Source organism: Kitasatospora sp. NPDC041917 (assembly GCF_055589745.1).
In genome coordinates, this window is sequence record NZ_JBVJBI010000006.1 from 85009 (window position 1) to 111297 (window position 26289).

The following is a 26289-nucleotide window of genomic DNA, read 5'->3' on the forward strand; positions in this document are numbered from 1 at the left end:
AACCACCAGTACCGGTACGGGGCCAGGCTGACTGCCATGACGGACCTTCAGATCCGGCCCCGCGCGGCCGCAGGCACCACCGGCGCCCCGGCGGTACGGCCCGGGCTGCTCCTCGCACTCGTCCTGTGCGGGCAGTTCATGGCCGTGCTCGACGTCTCCATCGTCAACGTCGCGGTCCCCACCATCAGAACCGACCTGGGCGCCTCCGGAGCCGCCCTCCAGCTGGTCATCGCCGGCTACACCATCGCCTACGCCGTCCTGCTCATCACCGGCGCCCGGCTCGGCGCCCGGTACGGCTACAGCCGGCTCTTCCAGCTCGGCCTGGCCGCCTTCACCGCCGCCTCGCTGGCCTGCGGCCTCGCCCCGGCCACCGGCTGGCTGATCGCCTTCCGGCTGCTCCAGGGGGCCGGCTCGGCCCTGATGGTGCCCCAGGTGATGAGCCTGGTGCAGCGCACCTTCACCGGCGCCGCCCGGGTCCGGGCGCTCGGCCTCTACGCGGCGGTGCTGGCCGGCGGCATGGCGCTCGGCCAGGTGCTCGGCGGCGTCCTGGTCAGCGCCGACCTGTTCGGCAGCGGCTGGCGGCCGGTGTTCCTGGTCAACGTGCCGATCGGCGTGGTGCTGCTCGCGGCCGGCGCCCGGCTGCTGCCCCGGCTGCCCGGCGACGCCACCCGGGGCTTCGACCTCCCCGGCCTGGTGGTGCTCGGTGCGGCCCTCGGCCTGCTGGTGGTCCCGCTCGTCCTCGGCCACGAGCTGGGCTGGCCCGTCTGGGGCTGGGCGATGATCGCGGCCGGTGTGCTGCTGTTCGGCCTGTTCGTGGCCGTCGAGCGCAGGATCGCCCGGCGCGGCGGACAGCCGCTGATCTCCGGGCGGGTGCTGGGCGCGCCGGGGCTGCGCCCCGCGGCCGCCGGACTGTTCGCGATCATGGCGGCCTTCGCGGGCTTCATGTTCGCCTTCGCCCTGCACCAGCAGGCCGGGCTCGGCCACACCGCGTTGAGGGCCGGGCTCTGCTCGGCGCCCGTCGCCGTCGGCTTCGGCGTGTCCAGCATGCACTGGCACCGGCTGCCCGGCCGGCTGCACCGGATCCTGCCGGCGCTCGCCGGGGTGCTGCTCGGCGGCGGCTACCTGCTGCTCGGGCTGCTGCTCGGCGGCGGGGCGGAGATCGGCGCCGGGCCGCTGGTGGAGATGGCCGCGCTCGGCCTGGCCGCCGGCTGCGCGTACGCGCCGCTGGTCGCCCGGGCGCTCGCGGGGGTGGCGCCCGAGGACGCGGCCGACGCCAGCGGGGTGATGGTGACGGTCATCCAGCTCGGCCAGGTGATCGGCGTCGCGGTGCTGGGCTCGGTGTTCCTCGGCCAGGTCGACCTGCCGGCGCCGGCCGCCGAGTCGGGGGCGGCGTTGCGGACCACGCTGCTGGTCGACGCCGCGGCGGTGCTGGTGGCCGCGGGCTTCGCGGTGCGCGGCCGGCGGGCGGCGCGGTAGCGGGGGTGCGGTCGGCGGTAGGGCGGTGGGGTGCGGTCGGCGGCGCGGCAGCCGGGTGCGGGCGGACGGCAGCGGTCGGGTGCGGGCGGCGGGCGGAGGTCGGCACGTCAGCGGGGCGCGTACGCGGTTGCCGTGCGCCCCGGGCGGGAGGTGCACGCCCGGGGCGCGGAAGAAGGACCCCCCGGGCTTCGCGGACGGGGCTCCCGGGGCGCGTGGTGCGGGCCTCGGGAAACGGATTTCAGGAGCACGCCCAGGACCGTGTAAAGTAGTCGATGTCGCCGAGGGAAACGGCCGGAAACAACCGGGAACCACGGTGACATCGCAGGTCAAGGGGCTATAGCTCAGTTGGTAGAGCGCTTGCATGGCATGCAAGAGGTCTGGGGTTCAATTCCCCATAGCTCCACAGCAGTCGAGAGCCGCCTCCCGGAAACGGGAGGCGGCTCTTCGCCGTTCTGCCCGCGCCACCGGTCGCGGCGGCCGGAATCCCGCTACCGTCGTGCCATGGCCGATCTGGAGCGAAGGCGGAACGAGGAACTGGCCCGGATACTCCACCAGCTCGGATGGAGTCCGGAACGGCTCGCCCGCGAGGTGAGCCTCGCCCTGCCACCGGGCCTCGCCATCAGCTCCACCGCCCCGTACAAGTGGCGCGACCGCGGCATGGTGCCGCGCAGCCCGCACGACCAGGCGGTCTGCGAGGTGCTCAGCCGGACCCTCGGCATCGCCGTCACCTACGAGCAGCTCTGGGGCCGGATGGGCGGCCACCGCGGCGCCAAGATCCTCTCGCCCCGGCTGCTCACCGACCCGTGGACCGCCGACACCGCCCAGACCGCGCTGCGCGAGGCCGCCACCGACGCCGGACCGGTCCGCCTCACCGACCTGTTCCGCAGCGCCGACCTCGACCAGGCCGCCGCCCGCCTCGACTCCCCGCCACCGCCCGTCGGCGGCGGCGAGGGCGCGCTGCGCGTCGAACCCGGGCTGGTCGGCGAGCTCGGCCTGTCCTACCGAAGCAAGCAGAAGCTCGAACGGGCCTGCGGCGGCGGCCTCGTCCTCGGCCCCGTCCGGGCCGAACTCGCCATGCTGGCCAAGCTGCTGGAACTCGGCGCGTACGACGAACGGCTCGGCCGCGAGCTGTACGGCACGGCCAGCAGGCTCGCCCGGCTGGCCGGCTGGGCCGCGTACGACCTCGGCCACGACGCGGCCGCGCAGCGCGCCTTCGTCGCCGCGCTGCGCGCCGCCCACGTCGGCGGCGACCCCCGGCTCGGGGTCGCGGTGCTCGGCGCACTGGCCGTCCTCGCCACCCAGGGCCCCGGCGGGCGCGGACTGGACGCCGTCTCCGCGCTCGCGACCGCCCTGGACACCCACGGAGCCGCGCTCGGCGCCACCGCCCGGGCCCGCCAGTACGGCCGGCTCGCCCGCGCGTACGGCCGCCGGGGCGAGGCCGAGCTGGCCGAGGCCGCCGCCGCCAGGGCCTTCGCCGAACTGGACGGCCTGCCCGGCGCCGAGGAGACCCGGGCCGGCGTCGCCGGGATGGTGGGGGAGGGACGGTTGGCGCTCGGCGGGTACCGGATGGCGAAGGTGCTGCTCGCCGAGGCCGTGGCCGGGCTCGGGCCGGGACGGGCCCGCTCCAAGGCGCTGCTCATGGTGCGCCTCGCCGAGGCCCACCGCAGGCTCGGCGACCAGCGGGAGGCGGCCCGCACCGCCGCGCTGGCGCGCTCGCTCGCGGCCGGGATGCAGTCCGAGCGGCTGGCGAAGGCGCTGCGGGAGTTCGACGCGGCGGGGCGGGCGGCGGCGCGGTAGGGCCCTCCGGATCTCCGGCGCAGTTCGGTCCGGCGCGGCCCGGCGCGGTCCGGGACTGGATCCGCTCTCCGGCCCCGTCCCGTACGGCCCCGCACGCCGGTCCCGTACGGCCCCGCGCGCCGTCCCGTCCCGTGCGGCCCCGCATGCCTGCGTGCGGCCCCGCACGCAGGCATGTGCACCCCGCAGCCCGCCGACCCGCTTGCGGTACCCTGAGCCCATGCGAACCGTGCGCCTGCTCCTTAGCCGGCCGCGCTGACCAGGACCGGCTGAGCCCTCGGGCGGTGCCGGAGTCGGCGTGGCGTCCCCTCCTGCGAGGGGATTTTTTGTTTTCCGCCCCCGACCCCGTCCCGGGCCGGGTACACGGGCCGGCCGCCTGTGCGGTTCGCCAACCGACATCGATGGAGCTTGAAGGACCATGAGCGAGACGACCCCTGCGTCCGGCGCGGCCGAGACCGTGACCGAGCCGTTCCGGTACAGCGCCGCGCTGGCGGCCGAGATCGAGTCCCGCTGGCAGGACATCTGGGAGAAGGAGGGCACCTTCCACGCCCCCAACCCCACCGGTGCGCTGGCCGACCCGGCGGCCGGCGACGTCACCGCGAAGCCGCACAGCTTCATCATGGACATGTTCCCGTACCCCTCGGGCGCGGGCCTGCACGTCGGCCACCCGCTGGGCTACATCGCCACCGACGTCTTCGCCCGCTACCAGCGGATGACCGGCCACAACGTGCTGCACACGCTGGGCTACGACGCCTTCGGCCTGCCCGCCGAGCAGTACGCCGTGCAGACCGGCACCCACCCGCGGGTCTCCACCGAGGCCAACATCGCCAACATGCGCCAGCAGCTGCGCCGGCTGGGCCTGGGCCACGACCCGCGCCGCTCGATCTCCACGATCGACCCGGAGTACTACCGCTGGACCCAGTGGATCTTCCTGCAGATCTTCAACTCCTGGTACGACGCGGACGCCCGCAAGGCCCGTCCGATCGCCGAACTGGTCGCCCGGTTCGAGTCCGGCGCGCGCGAGCTGCCGGGCGGGCGCGCCTGGGCCGAGCTGTCCGTCGCCGAGCGCGACGAGGTGCTGGGCGAGTACCGCCTGGCCTACGCCAAGGAGGTGCCGGTCAACTGGTGCCCGGGCCTGGGCACCGTGCTGGCCAACGAGGAGGTCACCGCGGACGGCCGCTCCGAGCGCGGCAACTTCCCGGTGTTCAAGTCCAACCTGCGCCAGTGGATGATGCGCATCACCGCGTACTCGGACCGGCTGATCGAGGACCTGGACCTGCTGGACTGGCCCGAGGCCATCAAGCTGCAGCAGCGCAACTGGATCGGGCGCTCCGAGGGCGCCCGGGTCGACTTCGCCGTCGACGGCGGGAAGATCACCGTCTTCACCACCCGGCCCGACACCCTGTTCGGCGCCACCTACATGGTGCTGGCCCCCGAGCACGGCCTGGTTGACTCGATCGTCCCCGCCGCCTGGCCCGAGGGCGTGCCCGCCGAGTGGACCGGCGGCGCCGCCACCCCCGCCGAGGCCGTCGCCGCCTACCGCGCCACGGCCGCCGCCAAGTCGGACGTCGAGCGCCAGGTCGAGGCCAAGGTCAAGACCGGCGTCTTCACCGGCGCCTACGCCGTCAACCCGGTCAGCGGCGAGTCCGTGCCGGTGTTCATCGCCGACTACGTGCTGATGGGCTACGGCACCGGCGCCATCATGGCCGTCCCCGCCCACGACCACCGCGACTTCGCCTTCGCCCGCGCCTTCGCGCTGCCGATGCGCTGCGTCGTCGAGCCGACCGACGGGCGCGGCTCCGACCCCGCCGAGTGGGACGACGCGTTCGACACCTACGACTCCGTCATCGTCAACTCCGCCCGCTCCGAAGGCGACCTGTCGCTGAACGGGCTGAGCGTCGTCGACGCCAAGGCCGCCGTCACCGCCTGGCTGGCCGAGCGCGGCATCGGCGAGGGCACCGTCAACTACCGCCTGCGCGACTGGCTGTTCAGCCGCCAGCGGTACTGGGGCGAGCCCTTCCCGATCGTCTACGACGAGGACGGCGTCATGCACGCGCTGCCCGAGTCGATGCTGCCGGTCGAGGTCCCCGAGGTCGACGACTACTCGCCGCGCACCTACGACGCGTACGACGCCGCCTCCTCGCCGGAGACCCCGCTGTCGCGCAACGAGGCCTGGGTCAACGTCGAACTGGACCTGGGCGACGGCGTCCGGAAGTACCGCCGCGAGACCAACACCATGCCCAACTGGGCCGGTTCCTGCTGGTACGAGCTGCGCTACGTCGACCCGTCGAACTCCTCGGCGGTCGTCGACCCGGCCAACGAGAAGTACTGGCTGGGCCCGACGGAGACCAAGCCGGCCGGTGGCGCCGACCTGTACGTCGGCGGCGCCGAGCACGCCGTGCTGCACCTGCTGTACGCGCGCTTCTGGCACAAGGTGCTGCACGACCTGGGCCACGTCTCGTCCGTCGAGCCGTTCCACAAGCTGTTCAACCAGGGCATGATCACCGCCGACGTCTACCGCGACGAGCGCGGCTTCCCGGTGCCCGCCGCCGAGGTCGAGGAGCGCGACGGCCAGTACTTCTGGCAGGGCGAGCCGGTCAAGCGCGAAGCCGGGAAGATGGGCAAGTCCCTGAAGAACGCCGTCGCGCCGGACGACATCGCCGACGAGTACGGGGCCGACACGCTGCGCCTGTACGAGATGTCGATGGGCCCGCTGGACGTCTCCCGCCCGTGGGACACCCGCGCCGTCGTCGGCTCGTACCGCTTCCTGCAGCGCCTGTGGCGCAACGTCGTCTCGGAGACCACCGGCGAGCTGGTCGTCACCGACGACGCGCCCGACGAGGCGACGCTGCGCGCCCTGCACAAGGCGATCGACGGCATCCGCGGCGACATGGCCGGGCTGCGCTTCAACACGGCCGTCGCCAAGGCCATCGAGCTGAACAACTACCTGGTCAAGCGCGGCTCCACGCCGCGGGCGGTGGCCGAGCAGCTGGTGCTGATGGTCGCCCCGCTGGCCCCGCACATCGCCGAGGAGCTGTGGCGCCGACTGGGCCACGGCGACTCGCTGGCGCACACCGACTACCCGGTCGCCGACCCGGCGTACGTGGTGGACGAGACGGTGACCTGCGTGGTCCAGATCAAGGGCAAGGTCAAGGCGCGGCTGGAGGTCGCGCCGGGCATCTCGGACGCCGAGCTGGAGGCGCTGGCGCTGGCCGAGCCGGCGGTCGTCGCGGCGATCGGCGGGGCCGAGGTGCGGAAGGTGATCGCGCGGGCGCCGAAGCTGGTGAACATCGTCACCGGCTGAGTGCGGCTGAGCTCGATCGAGCGCGGCTGTGCTTGATCGAGTACGGCTGCGAGTGGCTGCCGAGGCAGCGAGCGCGGAGCGGTCGGGCGGGCGTCCTTCGGGCGCCCGCCCGGCGTTTTTGCGGGAGGCGGGGGCCGGACGGGTTTCCCGCCCGGCGTTGCGCGGAGGGGCCGGAGGGTGCTCGCGGGGGCTTTCCACGGCGGTCGGGGACCCTCGGGGAGATCCCGGATCTGACCCTGATCTCCGTCCGCGGGGGCCGCTCGGGCTGCCCCCGGACGGCTTCCGGCGGCTACCGTGGAACCCTCGGCAATTGCGGCCCGCGTTGGGCCCGGTGGGGGCCGGAACGACGGCGGAAGGTGGCGCGCGATGGACGTGTTCGGCGTGATGATCGGCCTGGTCCTGCTCTTCGGGGTCGCGGTGACGGTGCTGGCCGTGGTCGGCACGGTCAAGGCCGCCAAGGCCGTCGGCGCGAAGATCGAGAAGCACGAGGCCAACGCCCGCCGGGCCGTGGAGACCGCCACCCTCAAGGCGAAGACGTACACCAAGGTCGGCCCGTCCGCACAGATCGCCTCCGTCCGGCTCCGCCTGCGGACCTCGCTCGACGGCACCCGGCAGGTGCTGGAGAGCGGCCTCGCGCAGGACGGCCAGCTCGGCGAGTCGCTCGCCCTGTTGAAGCGGCTCGACGAGCACGCCGCCGAGCTCGACGGCGAGCTGCGGATGCTGGAGCGTGAGCCGGAGACCGCGCGGATCGCCGCCAAGCTGCCCGAGCTGCGCGAGCGGGCCGAGCGGATCACGCACTCGGCGGAGACCATGCGCTGGGCGGCGCAGGACCGGATGCAGCGGTTCGCGGACGACGAGCTGAGCCGGCTGAGCCAGGAGTGCGAGAGCGAGGCGGGGGCGCTGCGGCACTGGGACACCGCGGGGGGTGCGTCCTCCGGCCAGGCTTCGGGTGCTTCGGGTGCTTCGGGTGCTCGGGGTGCTTCGGGTTCCGGCGGTTCCGGCGGTGCGGCCGGGAGTGCGGCTCGGGCCCGGCTGACCGACGGGAAGGGGCGTGCGAGTGCCGAGGAGCTGCTCGGGCTCGCCGATCCGCTGGCCAAGCTGGCGCAGCGGCTGCGCAAGCCCTCGGCCGGGCCTTCGACGGGGCCCTCGGCAGGCTGAGCCGACGGGGCGGCGCGAGGCCTTCGGCCGGTGCCCGGACCGGGCGCTGTCCTCCCGGACCGGCGGGGAGTAACCTCCGGCTCATGCCCTCCGACCTCGCGCTTGTCACCGATTCCACGGCCTATCTGCCGCAGGAGACCCTCGACCGGCACGGGATCACGGTGGTCCCGCTGAGCGTCGCGGTCGGTGACTCGGTCCTGAGCGAGGGCGTCGAGATCTCCCCGAAGGACGTCGCCGAGGCGCTGCGCGGCAAGCAGCGGGTGACCACCTCCCGGCCGAACCCGGAGACCTTCGCCGCCACCTACCGGGCGGCCGCCGAGGCCGGGGCGAAGGGGATCGTCTCGGTGCACATCTCCGGGGAACTGTCCGGCACCGTCGAGGCCGCCCGGCTGGCCGCCGCCGAGGCTCCCGTACCGGTGCGGGTGGTGGACAGCCGGCTGGTCGGGATGGCGCTCGGGTACGGGGTGCTGTCGGCGGCCGAGGCCATCGCGGCCGGGCAGGGCCTGGCCGAGGCGGCCGAGGCGGCCGAGCGGCGGGCGGCCCGGACCAGCGGGTTCTTCTACGTCGACACCCTGGAGCACCTGCGGCGCGGCGGCCGGATCGGGGCGGCGCGGGCGCTGCTCGGCTCGGCCCTGGCGGTCAAGCCGCTGCTGCACCTGGACGGCGGGCGGATCGAGCCGCTGGAGAAGGTGCGGACGGCGTCGCGGGCGATCGCGCGGCTGGAGGAGATCGCGGTCGAGCGGTCGGGGGAGCAGGAGGTCGACATCACCGTGCACCACCTGGCGGCCGAGGACCGGGCCGAACCGCTCGCGGAGCGGCTGCGGGCCCGGGTGCCGGGGCTGCGGGAGCTGTACGTGGGCGAGGTGGGGGCGGTGATCGGCGCGCACGTCGGGCCGGGGCTGCTGGCGGTGGTGGTCGCGCCGCGCTGAGTGGTGCGGGTGGTTGCCGGTGTCGGGCGGTCCGGCTGGGTGCCCGGTTGCTTGGTCGGCTGGTCAATTTCGGACGGCCGTGCTCACTCCTGTGAGTGACACTTTTTATCCACAACCCCCGGGTTGTCCACAGGGTTTGGTTGATTTCCGTGCGCTCGCCGGAGGACTCCTACCGTCCTCGGCATGACGACCATGGGCCTGGGCGCGGCGAAGCGCCATGCGATCGACGAGACGGTACGGCTGCGGATGGCCGCGCTGCTGCCGGCGGGTGACGAGCCGGCGGGTGACGAGCCGGAGGGCGGCGCCGGCGGGGGCTCCCCGGGGTCGGCCGCATCGCCGACAAGGGGCCGGGCGGCGGCTGCCGGCGGCCCGTCGTTGCCGTCTCAGGCAGCGGTGCCGGCGGCGGTGCCGGCAACGCCGGACGCGGGTGCCGCGCCGGATCCGGGTGACACTGTGAATCCGGGTGACGCTGTGGATCCACCGGAGGCCGGAGCACGTCCGCGAGTCCCCTCGTTCGCCTCGTTCCCCCCGCTCGGCTCGGCGTTGGCGCTCGACCGGCGCGCGGTGGCCGGGCTGGCCATCCTGCTGCTGTTCGCGGTCGGCTACGCCGTACAGTACTTCTGGCTGGCCCGGCCGGAGACGGTCGCCGTGCCCGCGCCGGCGGCCGTCGCGGCACCGGCGGGAGTCGAGCCGCCCGCTCCCGCCGACGCCTCCGCCGTCGACCCCAGGGCCGGGCCTGCCGCCGGTGCCGGGGCGGAGGTCGTGGTGGACATCGGCGGGCGGGTCCACCTCCCCGGCCTGCACACCCTGCCCGGCGGCTCCCGGGTGGCCGACGCCCTGCGTGCGGCAGGCGGGCCGCTGCCGGAGACGGACACCAGGAGCCTCAACCTGGCCCGCATCCTGACGGACGGTGAGCAGATCCTGGTCGGCGAACCGGGGCCCGCCCCCGCCCCGGCCGTCGTCGGCAGCGGGAGCGGACCTCCGGGCCCCGCCGCGCCCCGACCACCCGTCAGCCTCAACCGCGCCACGCTCGAACAGCTCGACACCCTTCCCGGCGTCGGCCCCACCCTCGCCCAGCGCATCCTCGCCTACCGCACCTCGCACGGCTCCTTCCGCTCCCTCGACCAACTCCGGCAGGTCAGCGGCATCGGCGCCCGCACGTACGCGGAACTCCGCCCGCTCCTCACCCTCTGATGCCGCCACTGCCGTCGTCCCCGCCCGCTTCCCCGGCCACCGAAGGGAGGTACCGCCATGTCCGCCGCCACCACGCCGGCCGGTCCGGCCGCCGCGCCCCGCTCCGCGGGCGCCGACTTCCGGCTGCTGCTGCCCGCCGTCTCGGCCTGGACGGTCACGGCGGCGCTCCTTGGTCTGGAACCGGGGTACGAGGCCCTCGCCCTCACCGCGGCCGGCCTTGCCGTGCTCGCGGCCGTCCTGCTGCTCACCCGGCCGGGGGTCCTGCGCAGGCGCGGGTCCTCGGCGACGCTGGCCGCCGTCCTGCTCACCGGCGCGGCGGCCGCGATCGCCACCCCGCTGCACACCTCCGACCTCCACCGGGGGCCGCTGCCGGAGCTCGCCCGCGCGTCCGTGGCCGCCGAGCCGGGAACGCCGTCCCCGGTGGTGGAGGTGGAGCTGACGATCACGGGGGACCCGAAGGCCCACGTCTCCCGGGGCGGCCCCGCCGCCGGGCAGGCGCTCCTCACCGTCGAGGCGGTGGCCGACCGCGTCACCCTGCTCCCGGACGGGCGGAGCACCCGCACGCGGACGCCGGTGACGGTCATGGTCCGAGGGGCGCGGAGCGAGCCCTGGCAGCGGGTGCTCCCGTCCCAGCGGTTGGCGGCGGAGGCCGAGGTGCGGCCGGCGGGGGAGGGGCATGACACCGAGTCGGCCGCGCTGCTGGTCGTCCACGGGCAGCCCCGGCAGCTGGCGCCGCCGAGCCTGCCCCAGCGGATCGCCGGCCGGCTGCGCGAAGGCCTGCGCACGGCCACCGACGGACTTCCGGCGGACGCGCGCGGGCTGCTCCCGGGGCTGGTGGTCGGCGACACGTCTCGACTGCCCGACGACCTCGACGACGCCTTCCGGGCTACCGACCTGGTCCACCTGGTGGCGGTCAGCGGGGCCAACCTGGCGATCGTCCTCGGTGCGCTGCTGGGCCCGCCCGGGCAGGCCGGCACCCCGGAACGGCACGGGCTGGCCGCGCTGCTGGGGCTGTCACTGCGCACCGGTGCGCTGCTCGGCACCGCGCTGACCCTGGCCTTCGTCACCGTCTGCCGGCCCGAGCCCAGCGTGCTGCGGGCCGCCGGGACGGGGCTGATCGGCATGCTGGCCCTGGCCGCCGGCCGTCCCCGCAAGGCGGTGCCCGCGCTCGCCGGAGCGGTCCTGGTGCTGGTCCTGCTGGACCCGTTCCTGGCCCGCTCGTTCGGCTTCCTGCTGTCGGTGCTCGCCACCGCCGGGCTGCTCGTCCTCGGACCGCACTGGGCCGAGGCCCTGCGGGCCCGCCGCTGGCCGTACCACCTGGCAGGCGCGCTCGCGGCCACGGCGGCCGCCCAGGCCCTGTGCGCGCCGGTGACGGTGGTGCTGTCCGGGCACATCAGCCTGGTCGGCATCCCCTGCAACCTGCTGGCCGAGCCGGCGGTGGCCCCGGCGACGCTGCTCGGCTTCGGGGTGCTCGCCCTGCAGCCGCTCCTTCCGGACCTGGCCCGTCTGCTCGCGGAACCGGCCGGAGTGCCGGCCGGCTGGCTCTCCCTCGTGGCACGCCGTGGTGCCGGGATTCCGGGCGGCCAACTGGACTGGCCGGGAGGGTGGTTCGGGACGGCGACGGTCGCGATGGCCGTCCTGGCCGGCTGCTGGGCGGCGCCGCTCCTGCTGCCCCGACGGGCGCAGCCCGGCAGCCCGCCGCCGGCGTTCGGGCGGCGGCGCTGGGCGCGAGCCCTGGTGACGGGGGCGCTGACGGCGGTCCTGCTGGCCGTGCTGCTGCGCCCGCCGCAGCTCACCCGGATCGCCACCGGCTGGCCGCCACCGGGGTGGCGATTGGTGATGTGCGACGTCGGACAGGGAGACATGCTGGCCCTGGCGGCGGGGGCGCCGGACAGCGCGGTGGTGATCGACGCCGGGCCGGATCCGAACGCCGCGGACAGATGCCTGCGCGACCTCGGCATCACGACGGTTCCCTTACTGCTGCTGACGCACTTCCACGCCGACCACGTCGAGGGCGTGCCGGGGGTGCTGCGGGGCCGCAGGGTCGGCGCGGTCGAGGGCACCACCTTGGACGATCCACCGGGCGAGGCCGCCCGGGTGGCGGGCTGGGCGGCAGGCGCGGGCCTCCCGCTGCTGAGAGCCGGTCGAGGTGAACGGCGGTCGGCCGGCGCTGGGTTGGCCTGGGACGTGGTGTGGCCCGTCCCCGGCTCGGCGGTCGAGGCGCCGGGCCCGAACAACGCAAGCGTCGCCTTGATGGTGGCACTGACAGGAGGACTACGGATGGCACTGCTCGGCGATCTCGAACCGCAGGCCCAGTCGGCACTGCTGGGCCGGATGGGGAAGGCCGATGTCGTGAAGGTGGCGCATCACGGATCGGCCCACCAGGACTGGGACTTGGCGGGTGCCCTGCGGCCCCGGCTGGCCCTCATCTCCTGCGGCGAGGGCAACCCGTACGGTCACCCGTCCCCGAGGACGGTCGACCACCTGCGCGCACTCGGCGCCACCGTGCTGCGCACCGACCGGGAGGGGGACATCGCGGTGACAGGCGACTCCCCGACCACCCTCGGCGTCGCCGTCCGTCCCCGGCCCGCCCACGCGGCCCGCCGTCCCGGCGCCCACGCCGGGCCCGGTGGCGCTGACGGGCACGGCCCCGCACCCCACGCCCACCCCGAGCAGACCCCAGGCACCCCCCGAGCCCCGCCCACCTGACCCCCCGCTCTCCTCCTCCCACCAATCACGTGGGGGCATGGAAAGTAGAAGGGGGTGGTGGGAGGAGGAGCGGCGCAGCGCCAGCAGAAACGTTCCGGCGCGCTCCGGGCTCGGCCCGGAGCGCGCCGGAGAAATGCCACAAGCTCAGGGCGCGGGCCTCAGGCCTCCTCGCGCCAGCCCTCGTAGCCGGTCGCGAGGGTGTCGAGGGCGTGCAGCAGGGCGGGGGTCCAGCCGTTCTCCGGGGCCTCGGCGACGACCAGCCACTGGGCGTCCTCGGCGTCGTCCTCGCCCGCGAGCGCGTCACGGACGACTTCGAGCTCGCCGAGGTCGGGCTGGGTGGCGCCGAGTTCCTCGGCCGCCTCCTGGGCGGTGTCGCGGTCGGGCAGGACGAGCAGCTGCCGGGCGTACGGGTCGTCGACGTCCGGGAGGTCGGTGGTCTGGTTCTCGCTCACCGGGCCATTGTCCAGGTCGGGCCGCCCGCTCCGTCGGGCGGGAGTGTCCGCGGCCCGTGGGATGCTGGTAGGCGATGGCCAGGAAGAGTGCACCCGACGACCTGCTCGCCCCGCTGACCCTCGCGGTCGGCCAGGAGGAGCTGCTGCTGGACCGCGCGGTCGCCCAGGTGGTGGCGGCGGCGAAGGCGGCGGACCCGGACACCGACGTGCGGGACCTGCCGCCCGGCGGCCTGCAGCCCGGCAGCCTGGCCGAGCTGACCACGCCGTCGCTGTTCGCCGAGCGCAAGGTGATCGTGGTCCGGGCCGCACAGGACCTCTCCGCCGACTCGGTGAAGGAGGTCAAGGCGTACATCGAGGCGCCGGCCGAGGAAGTGATCATGGTGCTGGTGCACGCCGGCGGCGCCAAGGGCAAGGGCCTGCTGGACGCCGGGCGCAAGGCCGGCGGGCGTGAGGTGGCCTGCGCCAAGCTGGCCAAGGCGAGCGAGCGGCTGGCCTTCGTCAAGGGCGAGTTCCGCACCCTGGGCCGCTCCGCGACCCCGGAGGCCTGCCAGGCGCTGCTGGACGCGCTCGGCAGCGACCTGCGCGAGCTGGCCGCCGCCTGCCACCAGCTGACCTCGGACGTCGAGGGCGCGATCGACGAGACGGTGGTGGCCCGCTACTACAGCGGCCGGGCCGAGGCGACCGGCTTCGAGGTGGCGGACCTGGCGGTCACCGGCCGGGCCGCGGAGGCGCTGGAGCGGCTGCGCTGGGCGCTGGCCGTCGGCCAGCCGCCGACCGGCATCACCTACGCGCTGGCCTCCGGGGTGCGCAGCATCGGCCGGCTGGCGAGCGCCGGGCGGAACATGCGCCCGGGCGACCTGGCCCGTGAGCTGGGCATGCCGCCGTGGAAGGTCGACCGGGTCCGCCAGCAGATGCGCGGCTGGACGGGCGACGGGGTGGCCACCGCGCTGACCGCGATCGCCCAGGCCGACGCCGCGGTCAAGGGCGGATCGGACGACCCGGCCTACGCCCTGGAACGCGCGGTGGTCGCCGTCGCCCGGGCCGCCCGGGCCGGCTCCCGGCCCACCTACTGACGGCCCGCCCACTGATGGTCCGCCCACTGACGGCCCGCCCACTGGCGGCGCGGGGCGGCGGTGCGAGCGGTCCGGCCTACTTCTTCATGGCCCGGAGGGCGTCCTGCCCGTCGGACTGGAGGGCGCCGCGCAGCTCGTCCTTGGACGGCGGCTTGCCCTTGCCCTCGGTGTAGCTGGCCGAGTAGGTGACGTAGTACGTCATCCCGCCGTCGCGGATGTCCAGCTCGGCGTAGACGCTGTGGTACTGGTCCGAGCCGTCGTCCTTGTACAGGAAGTACGCCTCCTCGCCGAGCCCCGCGATGTCGGTGACCTGGTAGCCGCGCGCCCGGTAGAGCTCCTTGTTGGCCTCCAGCTCGGGTGCCGGGTTGACCGCCTTGTGCAGGTCGACGCGCATGTAGAGATTGGCGTACTCGCTGTCGCTGGTGCCGCCGGTGCGCTTGAGCGACATCGAGCAGTTCATGCTGTCCAGCGCCGGGTGCCGGTCGGTGTGGTGGGTCGGCTTGGAGGTGTCCGAGACGGAGTACGTCTGGAGGATCTTCGTGGGCTTGCCGGTGGTGCAGAAGTCGTCGGAGAGCCGGTAGCCGCGCAGGTCGCGCGGGGAGGACTGGCTGGTGACGAGGCCGGGGACGGTCATCACGGCGGCGGCCCAGCCGACCGAGACGATCACCGCTCCGACGAACGCCCAGACGGCGTTGCGCCGCAGGTTCCCGCTCCGTCCGGGGCCCGGGGCGGCGGGCAGGCCGGGCGCGGTGGGCAGCCCCGGCGGCGGTCCGAAGCCGCCCGCGCCCGCGGGCCCCGGAGCGCCCGGTACCGGCTGCGCGCCCCCGCCCGGTTGCTGCGGGAAGCCGTACCCCGGTCCGTTCGGTGCCGGTGGCGGTGGTGGCGTCGTCATGGAAGTTCCCCCTGGACCTGGCGTCGGGGTGCTCCCCGCACCTCGAACCGCACCTCGAACGGACCCGACCGACCATAGCGGCCGGACCGCGGAACGCGACAGGCGCCGCAGTGGTCTCCGGGGAGGAGGCCGACTGCGACGCCTGTCGCACTGCTTGGTTGCACCGCACCCGCGTGGCGAACGCAGGCCGCGTACGGTGCGAGTCTCGCGCGCCTCGGGGGTCCGGGTAGAGGGCCGGGTCGTCCCGAAGCGATGGGGGTCACCGCCCCCGGGGGCGTCAGGCCTGGACGGCCGTGTTGACGCGCTTGGTGATGGCCGACTTCTTGTTGGCGGCCTGGTTGGCGTGGATGACGCCCTTGCTCACGGCCTTGTCCAGCGCCTTGGAGGCGGCGCGGGCCAGCTCGGTGGCCTTCTCGGTCTCGCCGGCGGCAGCGGCCTCACGGGCCTTGCGCAGAGCGGTCTTCAGCGAGGACTTGACGGCCTTGTTGCGCAGGCGCGCCTTCTCGTTGGTCTTGTTGCGCTTGATCTGGGACTTGATGTTCGCCACGAAGGAGCCTCAGTCTGTCTAAAGATTGTGAACGGGGTTGCAACCGGCGGCCTTCGGTCAGGCTGAGAGGGCATGCCGAGGCCAGGTGCAGCAGCCCACGCTACCAGGGGCCCGCTGCCCGCCCCAAACCGGGCGCCCGCGAGGACCGCACCCGGGCGCCCGCGAGGACCGCCCCCGGACGTTCGCGAGGACCGCCCCCGGACGTTCGCGAGGACCGCCCCCGGACGTTCGCGAGGACCGCCCCCGACGCCCGAGAGGAGCTTCCCCGACGCCCCCGGGGACCGCCCCGGGTGCCCGGGAGACTCCCGGACGGTGCCCCGGGCCGCAGTCGTGGGAAGATGGGAGGAACTATTTCGATCGGACGAGACTGTCCGGTCCCCGGGAAACCGGTCAGCGATGATCCGGACACCCCCGGCCCCGGACCAACGGAGAATCGGACCAAGGTGCCCGCGACCCCCAGCAATGTGCCAGAGCCCAGCCGTACCGACCCGGCGCTGATCCGCAACTTCTGCATCATCGCCCACATCGACCACGGCAAGTCGACGCTCGCAGACCGGATGCTGCAGATCACCGGCGTCGTCGACCCCCGGCAGATGCGTGCCCAGTACCTCGACCGCATGGACATCGAGCGTGAGCGCGGCATCACCATCAAGTCGCAGGCGGTCCGCCTCCCGTGGGCGCCGAAGACCGGCCCGAACGCCGGGGCGACGCACATCCTCAACATGATCGACACCCCCGGCCACGTGGACTTCACGTACGAGGTGTCCCGTTCCCTCGCCGCGTGCGAGGGCACCGTCCTGGTGGTCGACGCGGCCCAGGGCATCGAGGCGCAGACCCTCGCCAACCTGTACCTGGCGCTGGAGAACGACCTCACGATCGTCCCGGTCCTCAACAAGATCGACCTCCCGGCCGCCCAGCCGGAGAAGTACGCCGCCGAGATCGCCCACATCATCGGCTGCGACCCGTCCGACGTGCTCCAGGTCAGCGCCAAGACCGGCCTGGGCGTCGAGGACCTGCTGGACCACATCGTCAACACCGTCCCGGCCCCGGTCGGCGTCAAGGACGCCCCGGCCCGCGCGATGATCTTCGACTCGGTGTACGACTCCTACCGCGGCGTGGTCACCTACGTCCGTGTCGTGGACGGCCAGCTCACCAAGCGCGAGCGCATCGCGATGATGTCCACCGGCGCCACCCACGAGCTGCTGGAGATCGGCGTCATCTCGCCCGAGCCGAAGGTCGCGGACGGCCTCGGCGTCGGCGAGGTGGGCTACATCATCACCGGTGTGAAGGACGTCCGGCAGTCCAAGGTCGGTGACACGATCACCTCGATGCACAAGGGCGCCACCGAGCCGCTCGGCGGCTACAAGGACCCGCGCCCGATGGTGTTCTCCGGCCTGTACCCGCTGGACGGCTCGGACTACCCGCTGCTGCGCGACGCCCTGGACAAGCTGCGTCTCAACGACGCCGCGCTGGTGTACGAGCCGGAGACCTCGGTCGCGCTCGGCTTCGGCTACCGCTGCGGCTTCCTCGGCCTGCTGCACCTGGAGATCATCCGGGAGCGCCTGGAGCGCGAGTTCAACCTCGACCTGATCTCCACCGCCCCGAACGTGGTCTACCGGGTGGTGATGGAGGACGGTACCGAGCACACGGTCACCAACCCGAGCGAGTTCCCGACCGGCAAGATCTCCGAGGTGTTCGAGCCGGTCGTGCGCGGCACCATCCTGGCGCCCAACGAGTTCGTCGGCGCGATCATGGAGCTCTGCCAGTCCCGCCGCGGCAACCTCCAGGGCATGGACTACCTCTCCGAGGACCGGGTCGAGCTGCGCTACACCCTGCCGCTCGCGGAGATCGTCTTCGACTTCTTCGACCAGCTGAAGTCCAAGACCCGCGGCTACGCCTCGCTGGACTACGAGCCCATCGGCGAGCAGGCCGCCCAGCTGGTGAAGGTCGACATCCTGCTGCACGGCGACCCGGTGGACGCGTTCTCCGCGATCGTCCACAAGGACAAGGCCTACAGCTACGGCGTGATGATGGCGGGCAAGCTCCAGAAGCTCATCCCCCGCCAGCAGTTCGAGGTCCCGATCCAGGCGGCCATCGGCTCCCGGGTGATCGCCCGTGAGACGGTCCGCGCGATCCGCAAGGACGTCCTCGCCAAGTGCTACGGCGGTGACATCTCCCGTAAGCGGAAGCTGCTGGAGAAGCAGAAGGAAGGCAAGAAGCGGATGAAGATGGTCGGCAGCGTGGAGGTCCCGCAGGAGGCCTTCATCGCCGCGCTGTCCACCGACGCCGAGACGCCGAAGGACAAGAAGTAGCGGCACGGCGGCGACGCACGCCGGAAGGGCCCGGGCACCCGCCCGGGCCCTTCCGGCGTTTCCGGAGCCCCCGGCCCCCGGCCCCGGCACGTCCGGCGCTTCCGGCAGCGGCCGGCGGGGACGGCGGGCCTACTTCAGGCTGTTGAGGACCACGGCGACGATCGCCGCCTTCGCCAGCCGCCCCGCGGTGCCGGTGAACACGGTGGGCCGCATCGAGTCGTCCGGGCGGACCACCTGGAGCAGCCCGTCCCGCCGGCCGAGGCTCACGCACTGCACCTGGTACCGGAACGAGAACGGCCCCTCGGTGCGCCCGTCCAGCAGCCTGCCGAGGTACTGGCCCTGCGGCAGGGCGGTGGCGCAGCCCATCCGCAGGGTGCCGATGCCGGGGACGGTGACCGCGGCGGCGTCGCCGATCACATGGACGTCCGGGTGGGAGACCGACCGCAGGTGGTCGTCCACCACGGCCCGGCCGCGCCCGTCCACGGCCAGTCCGGCCTCGGCGGCCAGCGGGTGCGGCTCCAGCGAGGCGGCCCAGACGACGAGGTCGGCCTCGATCGGGCCGGCGGTGGTGCGCAGCCCGTCCGGGGTGACCTCGGTGACGGTGGTGTTCTCGTGGACGCTCGCGCCGAGCCGGGCGAGGACGCGCCGGACGTGGGCCCGGCCCTTGGCCGAGTAGACGCCGCCGACCAGGCCGGACGCGACGATCCGCACCTGCCAGGAGGGGTGGGCCTCGGCGAGTTCGGTGGCCAGCTCGATGCCGGTGGCGCCGCCGCCGACCACGGCCAGGGTGCCGGGCCGGTCGGCCGTGTCGATCCGGCGGCGCAGCTCGGCGGCGCGCTCCGCCGGGTAGGCGAGCTGTTCGGCGCCGGGGACGGCGTGCCAGGCGGTGCGGCTGCCGAGGGCGTGGACCAGGGTGTCGTACCCGAGGGTGGTGCCGTCGTCGAGCCGGACCTCGTGCGCGGCCGGGTCGAGTCCGACGGCCCGGGCCCGGCGGTGGGTGATCCGGCCGCCGCGGGTGAGTTCGCCGACGGTGGGCCAGTCGCGGCCGCGGCCGGCCGCGGTCTCGTGCTGGCGGATGCGGTGCAGGATCCGCTCCTCGGGGGCGACCAGGGTGACGTCGTGGTGCCGGCCGGCGCCCTTGGCCGCGGTGAGCCCGGCGTACCCGGCGCCCAGTACGACGATCCGTTGCCCGGTGGTGGTGCTGCTCATCTCGTCCGCCTCCTCGCGAGGGCGCTCCGGTGGAGCGCTGTTCGGGAAGGGGACGAGGCAGCCGGCCGGGGTGTGACGGTGACCCGTGTCACAGCTCCACGGCGGGGACCCGGGCGAGCTTCTCGGGGTTGACCACGACGTGCGCCTCGGCGATCCGCCCGTCGGCCACGGTGAAGGCGAGGACGCCGCCGACCGTGCCGGTGGCCCGGTCGTACCAGACCAGTCCGGGCTCGCCGTTGACCACCGCGGTGGTGGTGGCGGTGTCGGGGGTGAACCACTTGGCGACCAGGCCGGCCACCATCCGGGCCACCCGGTCGGCGCCGTGGATCGGGCGGACTCCGGCGCGGACGATGCCGCCGCCGTCGGAGTGCCAGACCACGTCGGGGTCGAGGACCTCCATCAGGGCGAGGATGTCGCCGCGGGTGCTGGCGGCGGCGAAGGCCTCGACGGCCTGGCGGTGCTCGGCCCGGTCGGTCCCGCCGGTGCGCCGGGCGGCGTCCTGCGCGCGGCCGCCGTCGCGGACCCGGCGGCGGGCCCGGGAGGCGAGCTGGCGGGCGGCGTCGGGGGTGCGTTCCAGGGAGGCGGCGATCTCCTCGAAGCCGACCGCGAAGACGTCGTGCAGCACGAAGGCGGCCCGTTCGGCGGGGGTGAGCTGTTCCAGTACGGCCAGCAGGGCGAGCGAGACGGACTCGCCGCGTTCGGCCAGTTCGGCGGGGGAGTCGGGGCCGGTGGCGTAGGTGACGGCGGGCTCGGGCAGCCACTCGCCGTAGTAGGCCTCGCGGCGGGCCCGGGCGGAGCCCAGCTGGTCGTAGCAGAGCCGGGTGACGACGGTGGTGAGGAAGGCGCGCGGGTCGGCGACGGCGGAGCGGTCGGCGGCCCGCCAGCGCAGCCAGGCGTCCTGGAGGACGTCCTCGGCGTCGGTGAACGAGCCGAGCAGCCGGTAGGCGACCGAGCCCAGGTAGCGGCGGTTCGCCTCGAAGGCGTCCGGCGTCCGCGGAGTACCGGAGGCAGCGGGAGTACCGGGGGCAGCGGGGGTGCCGGGGGCGGCAGGGGTGTCCGGGCGGTCCGGGGCCTGGTCGTCGATCACGGGCCCAACGTAGCGCGCGGTGTCCGCGAAGCGAAGGGCCGGGGCGGGAAGTCCCCGCCCCGGCCCTCCGGTCGGCCGGACGTCAGTCCATCTCGACCGCGGCCTCGGCGAACTGTGCCTGGTAGAGCCGGGCGTAGGCGCCGTCGGCGGCGATCAGCTCGTCGTGCGAGCCCTGCTCGACGATCGAGCCGTTCTCCATCACCAGGATCACGTCGGCGTCCCGGATGGTGGAGAGCCGGTGGGCGATCACGAAGCTGGTGCGGCCGGTGCGCAGCCGGGCCATGGCCCGCTGGATCAGCACCTCGGTGCGGGTGTCGACGGAGCTGGTCGCCTCGTCCAGGACCAGGATGGACGGCTGGGCGAGGAACGCCCGGGCGATGGTGATCAGCTGCTTCTCGCCGGTGCTGACGTTGGTGCCCTCGTCGTCGATGACGGTGTCGTAGCCGTCCGGCAGGGTGCGCACGAAGCGGTCGACGTGGGCGGCCCTGGCGGCCTCGACGACCTGTTCGCGGGTGGCCGACTCGGCGCCGTAGGCGATGTTGTCGGCGATGGTGCCGCCGAACAGCCAGGTGTCCTGGAGCACCATGCCGATGCCGGAGCGCAGTTCCTCGCGGGACATCGCGGCGATGTCCACGCCGTCGAGGGTGATCCGTCCGGAGCTGACCTCGTAGAACCGCATCAGCAGGTTGACCAGGGTGGTCTTGCCGGCGCCGGTGGGGCCGACGATGGCGACGGTCTGCCCGGGTTCGACCTTGAGCGAGAGGTCCTCGATGAGCGGCTTCTCGGGGTCGTAGCGGAAGGCCACGTCCTGGAAGGAGACCCGGCCGTGCAGCACGTCGGGCCGTTCGGGCATGGCCGGTTCGGGGCTCTGCTCGGGGGCGTCCAGCAGCTCGAAGACGCGTTCGGCGGAGGCGACGCCGGACTGCACCAGGTTGGCCATGCTGGCGACCTGGGTGAGCGGCTGGCTGAACTGCCGCGAGTACTGGATGAACGCCTGGACGTCGCCGATGGACAGCGAGCCGCTGGCCACCCGCAGGCCGCCGACGACGGCGACCAGCACGTACTGGAGGTTGCCGATCAGCATCATCGCGGGCTGGATGGTGCCGGAGATGAACTGGGCCTTGTAGCTGGCCTGGTAGAGCGCGTCGTTGTGCTCGCGGAAGGTCTCCGCGGACTCCTGCTGGCGCCCGAACACCTTGACCAGGGTGTGGCCGGTGTACATCTCCTCGATGTGGGCGTTGAGCTGGCCGGTGGACTTCCACTGCTGGACGAACTGCGGCTGGGCCCGCTTGCCGACCTTGGTGGCGACGATCACCGAGGCGGGCACCGAGACCAGTGCGATCACGGCGAGCAGCGGGGAGATCCAGAACATCATCGCGAGCACGCCGACCACGGTGAGCAGCGAGTTGACGACCTGTCCGAGGGTCTGTTGCATGGACTGGCCGATGTTGTCGATGTCGTTGGTGACCCGGCTGAGCACCTCGCCGCGCGGCTGCTTGTCGAAGTAGCTGAGCGGCAGCCGGGAGAGCTTGGCCTCGACGTCCTGGCGCAGCCGGTAGCCGGCGGCCTGGATGGCCCGGGTGGCCAGTCGGCCCTGGAAGATCCCGAAGACGGCGGAGGTGACGTAGATGCCGAGCACCCAGAGCAGGACGGTGCCGATGGCGCCGAAGTCCATGCCCTGGCCGGGGGTGAAGTCGACGGAGGAGAGCAGGTCGGCGACGCCGCCCTCGCCGTGGGCGCGCAGCCCGTCGACGACCTGTTCCTTGGAGGTACCGGCCTGGAAGCGGGCGCCGACGACGCCGGCGAAGATCAGGTCGGTGGCGTCGCCGAGGATCTTGGGGCCGATGACGGCGCAGCCGATGCCGATGACGCCGAGGAGCAGGACGCCGATCAGGGTGTTGCGTTCGGGGCGCAGCAGGCCGAGGACGCGCTTGCCGGAGCCCTTGAAGTCCATGGACTTCTCGGTGCCCTGGCCGCCCATGAAGCGGCCGGGGCCGGCGGGGCCGCGGCGGGCGGCGGCGGCCTGGGAGTCGCTGGGCAGTCCGGTGTCCTCCGGCGGGGCGTCCTTCTTGAGGGTGTCCGTGGGGGCGCCGCCGGGGGCCTGCCCCTTGTCCAGGTCGGGCTTTCCGGGCGTGGTCACGCCGCCTCCTGCTCGGTGAGCTGGGAGAGCACGATCTCCCGGTACGTCGGGTTGTCGGCCATCAGCTCGTGGTGGGTTCCGGTGCCGACGACGGCGCCCTCGTCGAGGACGACGATCCGGTCGGCGTCGCGGATGGTGGACACGCGCTGGGCGACGATCAGGACGGTGGCGTCGGAGGTCTCGCGGGCGAGGGCCTTGCGGAGCTTGGCGTCGGTGGCGTAGTCGAGCGCGGAGAAGGAGTCGTCGAAGAGGTAGACGGATGGCCGGCGGACCAGGGTCCGGGCGATGGCCAGGCGTTGGCGCTGGCCGCCGGAGACGTTGCCGCCGCCCTGGGCGATGGGGGCGTCGAGGCCTTCGGGCAGCTTCTCGACGAACTCCTTGGCCTGGGCGATCTCCAGGGCGTGCCAGAGCTCCTCGTCGGTGGCGTCGGGCCGGCCGTAGCGGAGGTTGCTGGCGACGGTGCCGGAGAAGAGGTAGGGCTTCTGCGGGACGATGCCGACGTTCTCGGCGAGCGCGGCGGGGGCGAGTTCGCGGACGTCGACGCCGTCGAGCAGGACCTGGCCGGAGGTGGCGTCGAAGAGCCGGGGGACGAGGCCGAGCAGGGTGGACTTGCCGCTGCCGGTGGAGCCGATGATCGCGGTGGTCTCGCCGGGGCGGGCGGTGAGGTCGATGGCGCGCAGCACCGAGGCCTCGGCGCCGGGGTAGCGGAAGTCGACGTCGCGCAGTTCCAGGTTGCCGCGGCGCAGCACCTTCTGGACGGGGTCGGTGGGCGGGACGACGCTGCTGTGGGTGCCGAGGACCTCCTCGATGCGCTCGGCGCAGACCTCGGCGCGCGGCACCATCATGAACATGAAGGTGGCCATCATGACGCTCATCAGGATCTGCATCAGGTAGGAGAGGAACGCGGTGAGCGCGCCGATCTCCATGGCGCCGCTGTCGATGCGGTGGGCGCCGAACCAGAGCACGGCGACGCTGGAGACGTTCACCACCAGCATGACGGTGGGGAACATGATGGACATCAGCCGGCCGACCTGGCGGGCGACCTGGGTGAGGTCCTCGTTGGCGTCGGCGAAGCGGGCCTGCTCCTGGTCGTCCTTGACGAAGGCGCGGATGACCCGGATGCCGGTGATCTGCTCGCGCAGGACCCGGTTCACGGTGTCGATCCGCTCCTGCATGCTGCGGAACCGGGGGCGCAGCGCGCGGACCAGCAGGACCACGACGACGCCGAGCGCGGGGATGACGGCGAGCAGCAGGCCGGACAGCGGGACGTCCTGGTTGAGCGCCATGATGATGCCGCCGACGCACATGATCGGCGCGGCGACCATGAGCGTGAAGCTCATCAGGGCGAGCATCTGGACCTGCTGGACGTCGTTGGTGGTCCGGGTGATCAGCGAAGGGGCGCCGAACTGGCCGACCTCGCGGGCGGAGAAGCTCTGCACCCGGTCGAAGACGGCGGCGCGGACGTCCCGGCCGAAGGCCATGGCGGTGCGCGCGCCGATGAAGACGGCGCCGACCGAGCACAGGGCCTGGAGGACGGTGACGGCGATCATCACCCCGCCGACGCGCAGGATGTAGCCGGTGTCGCCCTTGACCACGCCGTCGTCGATGATGTCGGCGTTGAGCGTCGGCAGGTAGAGCGCCGCGAGGGTGGACACCAGCTGGAGCAGTACCAGCAGGGTGATCGGTCGGGAGTACGGGCGCAGGTACGCCCTCAGCAATCTGATCAGCACTAGCACACTCTTGTCGTCGCCGGTCGGGTTCGCACCCCAATTCTCCGTGTTCTGTAGCGTCGTACAGGTCATTCGGCGTGCGGGAGCCGGAGGTTTGCCGGGCCTTTGCCGAACGGACGGGTCCGGCACCGGTGGCGCGGGGGCGTGCCGTCGGGCGCTGCCCTCTTACGGAATGACCGGTTTCCCCCTAGGCTGCTGATTGCCCCTTTGTTACTGACCGGTACCGTTCAGGTGAACCGGGGCCCGGCGACCGCCCCCACGGACGCCGCGACAATCCAGACGGCCACCCGCCCCCGGAGGTCCTCGTTGAGTTCCGCGCAGTCCCTGATCGGCTCCGGCAGGTCCGACCTCGTCGCCGGGCGTCCGGCCTCCGTCGCCCACCTGTTCCTGGAGCGGGTCGCCCTGACCCCGAACGCCGAGGCCTACCGCTACCCCTCGCCCGTGGACGAGCAGGCCGCCGACGGCGCGCCCGGCGCCGAGCAGTGGCGTTCGCTCACCTGGGCGCAGACCGCGACCCGGGTCAAGGCCGTGGCCGCCGGCCTGATGGCACTCGGCATCCACCCCGAGGACCGGGTGGCCCTGGCCTCCTCGACCCGGCTGGAATGGATCGTCGCCGACCTCGGCGCCATGTGCGCGGGCGCCGCGATCACCACCGTCTACCCGAGCACCAACGCGGACGAGACGGCGTTCATCCTCTCCGACTCCGGTTCCCGGGCGCTGTTCGCCGAGAACGCGGCCCAGCTGGCCAAGGCCGTCGAGCAGCTCGACCAGCTGCCCGAGCTGCGCACCGTGATCCTCTTCGACGCGCCCGCCGAGGCCCCCGAGAGCGCCGGCCTGGAGCTGCTCACCCTCGCGGAGCTGGAGGAGCGCGGCGCCCGGTACCTGGCGGAGCACCCGGACGCGGTGGAGAAGGCCGTCGACGGGCTCGACAAGGAGCAGCTGGCCACCCTCATCTACACCTCCGGCACCACCGGCCGCCCCAAGGGCGTGCGCCTGGTGCACGACTGCTGGGCGTACGAGGGCCGGGCGCAGGAGGCCAGCGGACTGCTGGGCCCCGACGACGTGCAGTTCATGTGGCTGCCGCTGTCGCACGTGTTCGGCAAGACGCTGATCTCCGGGCAGATCGCCACCGGGCATGTGATGGCGGTGGACGGCCGGGTGGACCGGATCATCCACAACCTGCCGGTGATCCGGCCGACCATCATGGCCTCGGCCCCGCGCATCTTCGAGAAGGTCTACAACGGCATCGCGGGCAAGGCCCGGGCCGAGGGCGGCGCCAAGTACAAGATCTTCCTGTGGGCGGCCAAGGTCGCCCGCGAGCACGCCCGGGCGGTCCAGGAGAGCCGGGTGGCCACCGGCACCGAGACGGCCCCGCTGGGCCTGCGGGCGCAGCACGCGCTCGCCGACAAGCTGGTGTACGCGAAGATCCGGGCGGCCTTCGGCGGCCGGCTGCGCGGTGCGGTCTCCGGCAGCGCCGCGCTCGCCCCGGAGATCGGCTACTTCTTCATCGGCGCCGGCGTGCCGATCCTGGAGGGCTACGGCCTGAGCGAGACCAGCGCCGGCTCCTGCGTCAACCGCGCGGAGGACGTGCGGATCGGCACGGTGGGCCGCCCGCTGCCCGGCACCGAGGTGCGGATCGCCGAGGACGGCGAGATCCTGCTGCGCGGCCCGGGCGTCATGCGCGGCTACCACAACCTGCCGGAGAAGACCGCCGAGGTGCTGGAGTCGGACGGCTGGTTCCACACCGAGGACATCGGCGAGCTCACCCCGGACGGCTTCCTGCGGATCACCGACCGCAAGAAGGACCTGTTCAAGACCTCCGGCGGCAAGTACGTGGCGCCCAGCGAGGTCGAGGGCAAGTTCAAGGCGGTCTGCCCGTTCGTCAGCAACATCCTGGTGATCGGCAACGGCCGCAACTTCTGCACCGCGCTGATCGGCCTGGACGAGGCGGTCCTCCTGCCGTGGGCCGCCGAGCGCGGCCTGGCCGGCAAGAGCTACGCCGAACTGGCCGCCGAGCCGGCCGTGCACCAGCTGATCGAGGGCTTCGTCAAGCGGGTCAACGCCGACCTCCAGCGCTGGCAGACGATCAAGAAGTTCCACCTGCTGCCGCGCGACCTGGACATCGAGCACGGCGAGCTCACCCCGAGCCTGAAGATCAAGCGCCCGGTGGTCGAGCGGACCTACGCGGACGCCGTGGCGGCCATGTACGCGGGCGCCAACGAGGCCTGAGCCGCCCCGCCCCGTACGGCTCACCCGAACGGGTGCGCCGTACGGGACAATGGG

17 protein-coding genes and 1 tRNA gene are annotated in these 26289 nt (G+C 73.6%); 11 read left to right on the forward strand and 7 right to left on the reverse strand.

Annotation, left to right across the window (positions count from 1 at the left end; translation table 11 throughout):
* Positions 1–36: 36 nt before the first annotated feature.
* From ACZ6EM_RS09220 to ACZ6EM_RS09255, 8 genes are all read left to right on the forward strand, one after another.
* Positions 37–1476, forward strand: a complete 1440-nt coding sequence (locus tag ACZ6EM_RS09220) for an MFS transporter (protein WP_452178650.1) — start codon at positions 37–39, stop codon at positions 1474–1476.
* 330 nt (positions 1477–1806) lie between these two features.
* Positions 1807–1879, forward strand: a tRNA-Ala gene (locus ACZ6EM_RS09225).
* A gap of 98 nt (positions 1880–1977) precedes the next feature.
* Positions 1978–3273, forward strand: a complete 1296-nt coding sequence (locus tag ACZ6EM_RS09230) for a hypothetical protein (protein WP_401049433.1) — start codon at positions 1978–1980, stop codon at positions 3271–3273.
* Between the two features lie 415 nt (positions 3274–3688).
* Entirely contained in the window at positions 3689–6574 is a 2886-nt protein-coding gene (leuS, locus tag ACZ6EM_RS09235) for a leucine--tRNA ligase (protein WP_401049435.1), read from the forward strand.
* A 366-nt stretch (positions 6575–6940) separates the two neighbouring features.
* Positions 6941–7732 carry a hypothetical protein gene (locus ACZ6EM_RS09240; protein ID WP_465772160.1) on the forward strand — a complete coding sequence of 264 codons (792 nt, stop codon included), beginning with the start codon at positions 6941–6943 and terminating at the stop codon, positions 7730–7732.
* Positions 7733–7815: 83 nt separating this feature from the next.
* Entirely contained in the window at positions 7816–8661 is an 846-nt protein-coding gene (locus ACZ6EM_RS09245) for a DegV family protein (protein ID WP_387695713.1), read from the forward strand.
* 471 nt (positions 8662–9132) lie between these two features.
* Positions 9133–9855, forward strand: coding sequence for a helix-hairpin-helix domain-containing protein (locus ACZ6EM_RS09250; RefSeq protein WP_465772161.1), 723 nt, complete (start codon positions 9133–9135; stop codon positions 9853–9855).
* Between the two features lie 57 nt (positions 9856–9912).
* Positions 9913–12564 carry a ComEC/Rec2 family competence protein gene (locus ACZ6EM_RS09255; RefSeq protein ID WP_465772162.1) on the forward strand — a complete coding sequence of 884 codons (2652 nt, stop codon included), beginning with the start codon at positions 9913–9915 and terminating at the stop codon, positions 12562–12564.
* Positions 12565–12722: 158 nt separating this feature from the next.
* On the opposite strand, the gene ACZ6EM_RS09260 is transcribed toward ACZ6EM_RS09255, so the two are convergent.
* Entirely contained in the window at positions 12723–13016 is a 294-nt protein-coding gene (locus tag ACZ6EM_RS09260) for a hypothetical protein (RefSeq protein ID WP_380542257.1), read from the reverse strand.
* A 74-nt stretch (positions 13017–13090) separates the two neighbouring features.
* On the opposite strand from ACZ6EM_RS09260, the gene holA reads away from it, so the two are divergent.
* The gene (gene holA, locus ACZ6EM_RS09265) at positions 13091–14089 is read left to right on the forward strand and encodes a DNA polymerase III subunit delta (RefSeq protein WP_401054372.1); all 999 of its coding nucleotides are present in this window, start codon (positions 13091–13093) and stop codon (positions 14087–14089) included.
* Between the two features lie 76 nt (positions 14090–14165).
* On the opposite strand, the gene ACZ6EM_RS09270 is transcribed toward holA, so the two are convergent.
* The gene (locus tag ACZ6EM_RS09270; RefSeq protein WP_401054371.1) at positions 14166–14981 is read right to left on the reverse strand and encodes a hypothetical protein; all 816 of its coding nucleotides are present in this window, start codon (positions 14979–14981) and stop codon (positions 14166–14168) included.
* Between the two features lie 277 nt (positions 14982–15258).
* Positions 15259–15528: a 30S ribosomal protein S20 gene (rpsT, locus tag ACZ6EM_RS09275; protein ID WP_030309778.1), complete on the reverse strand. Its 270-nt coding sequence runs from the start codon at positions 15526–15528 to the stop codon at positions 15259–15261.
* A 443-nt stretch (positions 15529–15971) separates the two neighbouring features.
* On the opposite strand from rpsT, the gene lepA reads away from it, so the two are divergent.
* Positions 15972–17840 (forward strand): translation elongation factor 4, encoded by a 1869-nt coding sequence (gene lepA / locus ACZ6EM_RS09280; protein WP_401053709.1) that lies wholly within the window; start codon positions 15972–15974, stop codon positions 17838–17840.
* A gap of 129 nt (positions 17841–17969) precedes the next feature.
* Here the strand turns inward: lepA and ACZ6EM_RS09285 are convergent, their stop codons facing one another.
* The 4 genes from ACZ6EM_RS09285 to ACZ6EM_RS09300 all read right to left on the reverse strand — a co-directional run bounded on the left by ACZ6EM_RS09285 (position 17970) and on the right by ACZ6EM_RS09300 (position 24006).
* Complete coding sequence (locus ACZ6EM_RS09285; RefSeq protein WP_452178217.1) at positions 17970–19049, reverse strand: NAD(P)/FAD-dependent oxidoreductase; 1080 nt, start codon at positions 19047–19049, stop codon at positions 17970–17972.
* A gap of 88 nt (positions 19050–19137) precedes the next feature.
* Positions 19138–20136, reverse strand: coding sequence for an RNA polymerase sigma factor SigJ (sigJ, locus tag ACZ6EM_RS09290; RefSeq protein WP_465772163.1), 999 nt, complete (start codon positions 20134–20136; stop codon positions 19138–19140).
* 82 nt (positions 20137–20218) lie between these two features.
* A complete protein-coding gene (locus tag ACZ6EM_RS09295; RefSeq protein WP_465772232.1) occupies positions 20219–22117 on the reverse strand; it encodes an ABC transporter ATP-binding protein in 1899 nt (632 codons plus the stop codon).
* 155 nt (positions 22118–22272) lie between these two features.
* Entirely contained in the window at positions 22273–24006 is a 1734-nt protein-coding gene (locus tag ACZ6EM_RS09300) for an ABC transporter ATP-binding protein (protein ID WP_452178216.1), read from the reverse strand.
* A 306-nt stretch (positions 24007–24312) separates the two neighbouring features.
* Here ACZ6EM_RS09300 and ACZ6EM_RS09305 point away from each other — a divergent pair, with 306 nt between their 5' ends.
* Complete coding sequence (locus ACZ6EM_RS09305; RefSeq protein WP_380542275.1) at positions 24313–26235, forward strand: AMP-dependent synthetase/ligase; 1923 nt, start codon at positions 24313–24315, stop codon at positions 26233–26235.
* Positions 26236–26289 lie beyond the last annotated feature (54 nt).

What these genes read in the sequence shown, in the direction of transcription:
- ACZ6EM_RS09220 (WP_452178650.1), top strand. Translation starts at nt 37, where the DNA reads ATGACGGACCTTCAGATCCGGCCCCGCGCGGCCGCAGGCACCACCGGC.
- ACZ6EM_RS09230 (WP_401049433.1), top strand. Translation starts at nt 1,978, where the DNA reads ATGGCCGATCTGGAGCGAAGGCGGAACGAGGAACTGGCCCGGATACTC.
- leuS (WP_401049435.1), top strand. Translation starts at nt 3,689, where the DNA reads ATGAGCGAGACGACCCCTGCGTCCGGCGCGGCCGAGACCGTGACCGAG.
- ACZ6EM_RS09240 (WP_465772160.1), top strand. Translation starts at nt 6,941, where the DNA reads ATGGACGTGTTCGGCGTGATGATCGGCCTGGTCCTGCTCTTCGGGGTC.
- ACZ6EM_RS09245 (WP_387695713.1), top strand. Translation starts at nt 7,816, where the DNA reads ATGCCCTCCGACCTCGCGCTTGTCACCGATTCCACGGCCTATCTGCCG.
- ACZ6EM_RS09255 (WP_465772162.1), top strand. Translation starts at nt 9,913, where the DNA reads ATGTCCGCCGCCACCACGCCGGCCGGTCCGGCCGCCGCGCCCCGCTCC.
- holA (WP_401054372.1), top strand. Translation starts at nt 13,091, where the DNA reads ATGGCCAGGAAGAGTGCACCCGACGACCTGCTCGCCCCGCTGACCCTC.
- ACZ6EM_RS09270 (WP_401054371.1), bottom strand. Translation starts at nt 14,981, where the DNA reads ATGACGACGCCACCACCGCCACCGGCACCGAACGGACCGGGGTACGGC.
- ACZ6EM_RS09285 (WP_452178217.1), bottom strand. Translation starts at nt 19,049, where the DNA reads ATGAGCAGCACCACCACCGGGCAACGGATCGTCGTACTGGGCGCCGGG.
- ACZ6EM_RS09295 (WP_465772232.1), bottom strand. Translation starts at nt 22,117, where the DNA reads ATGGGCGGCCAGGGCACCGAGAAGTCCATGGACTTCAAGGGCTCCGGC.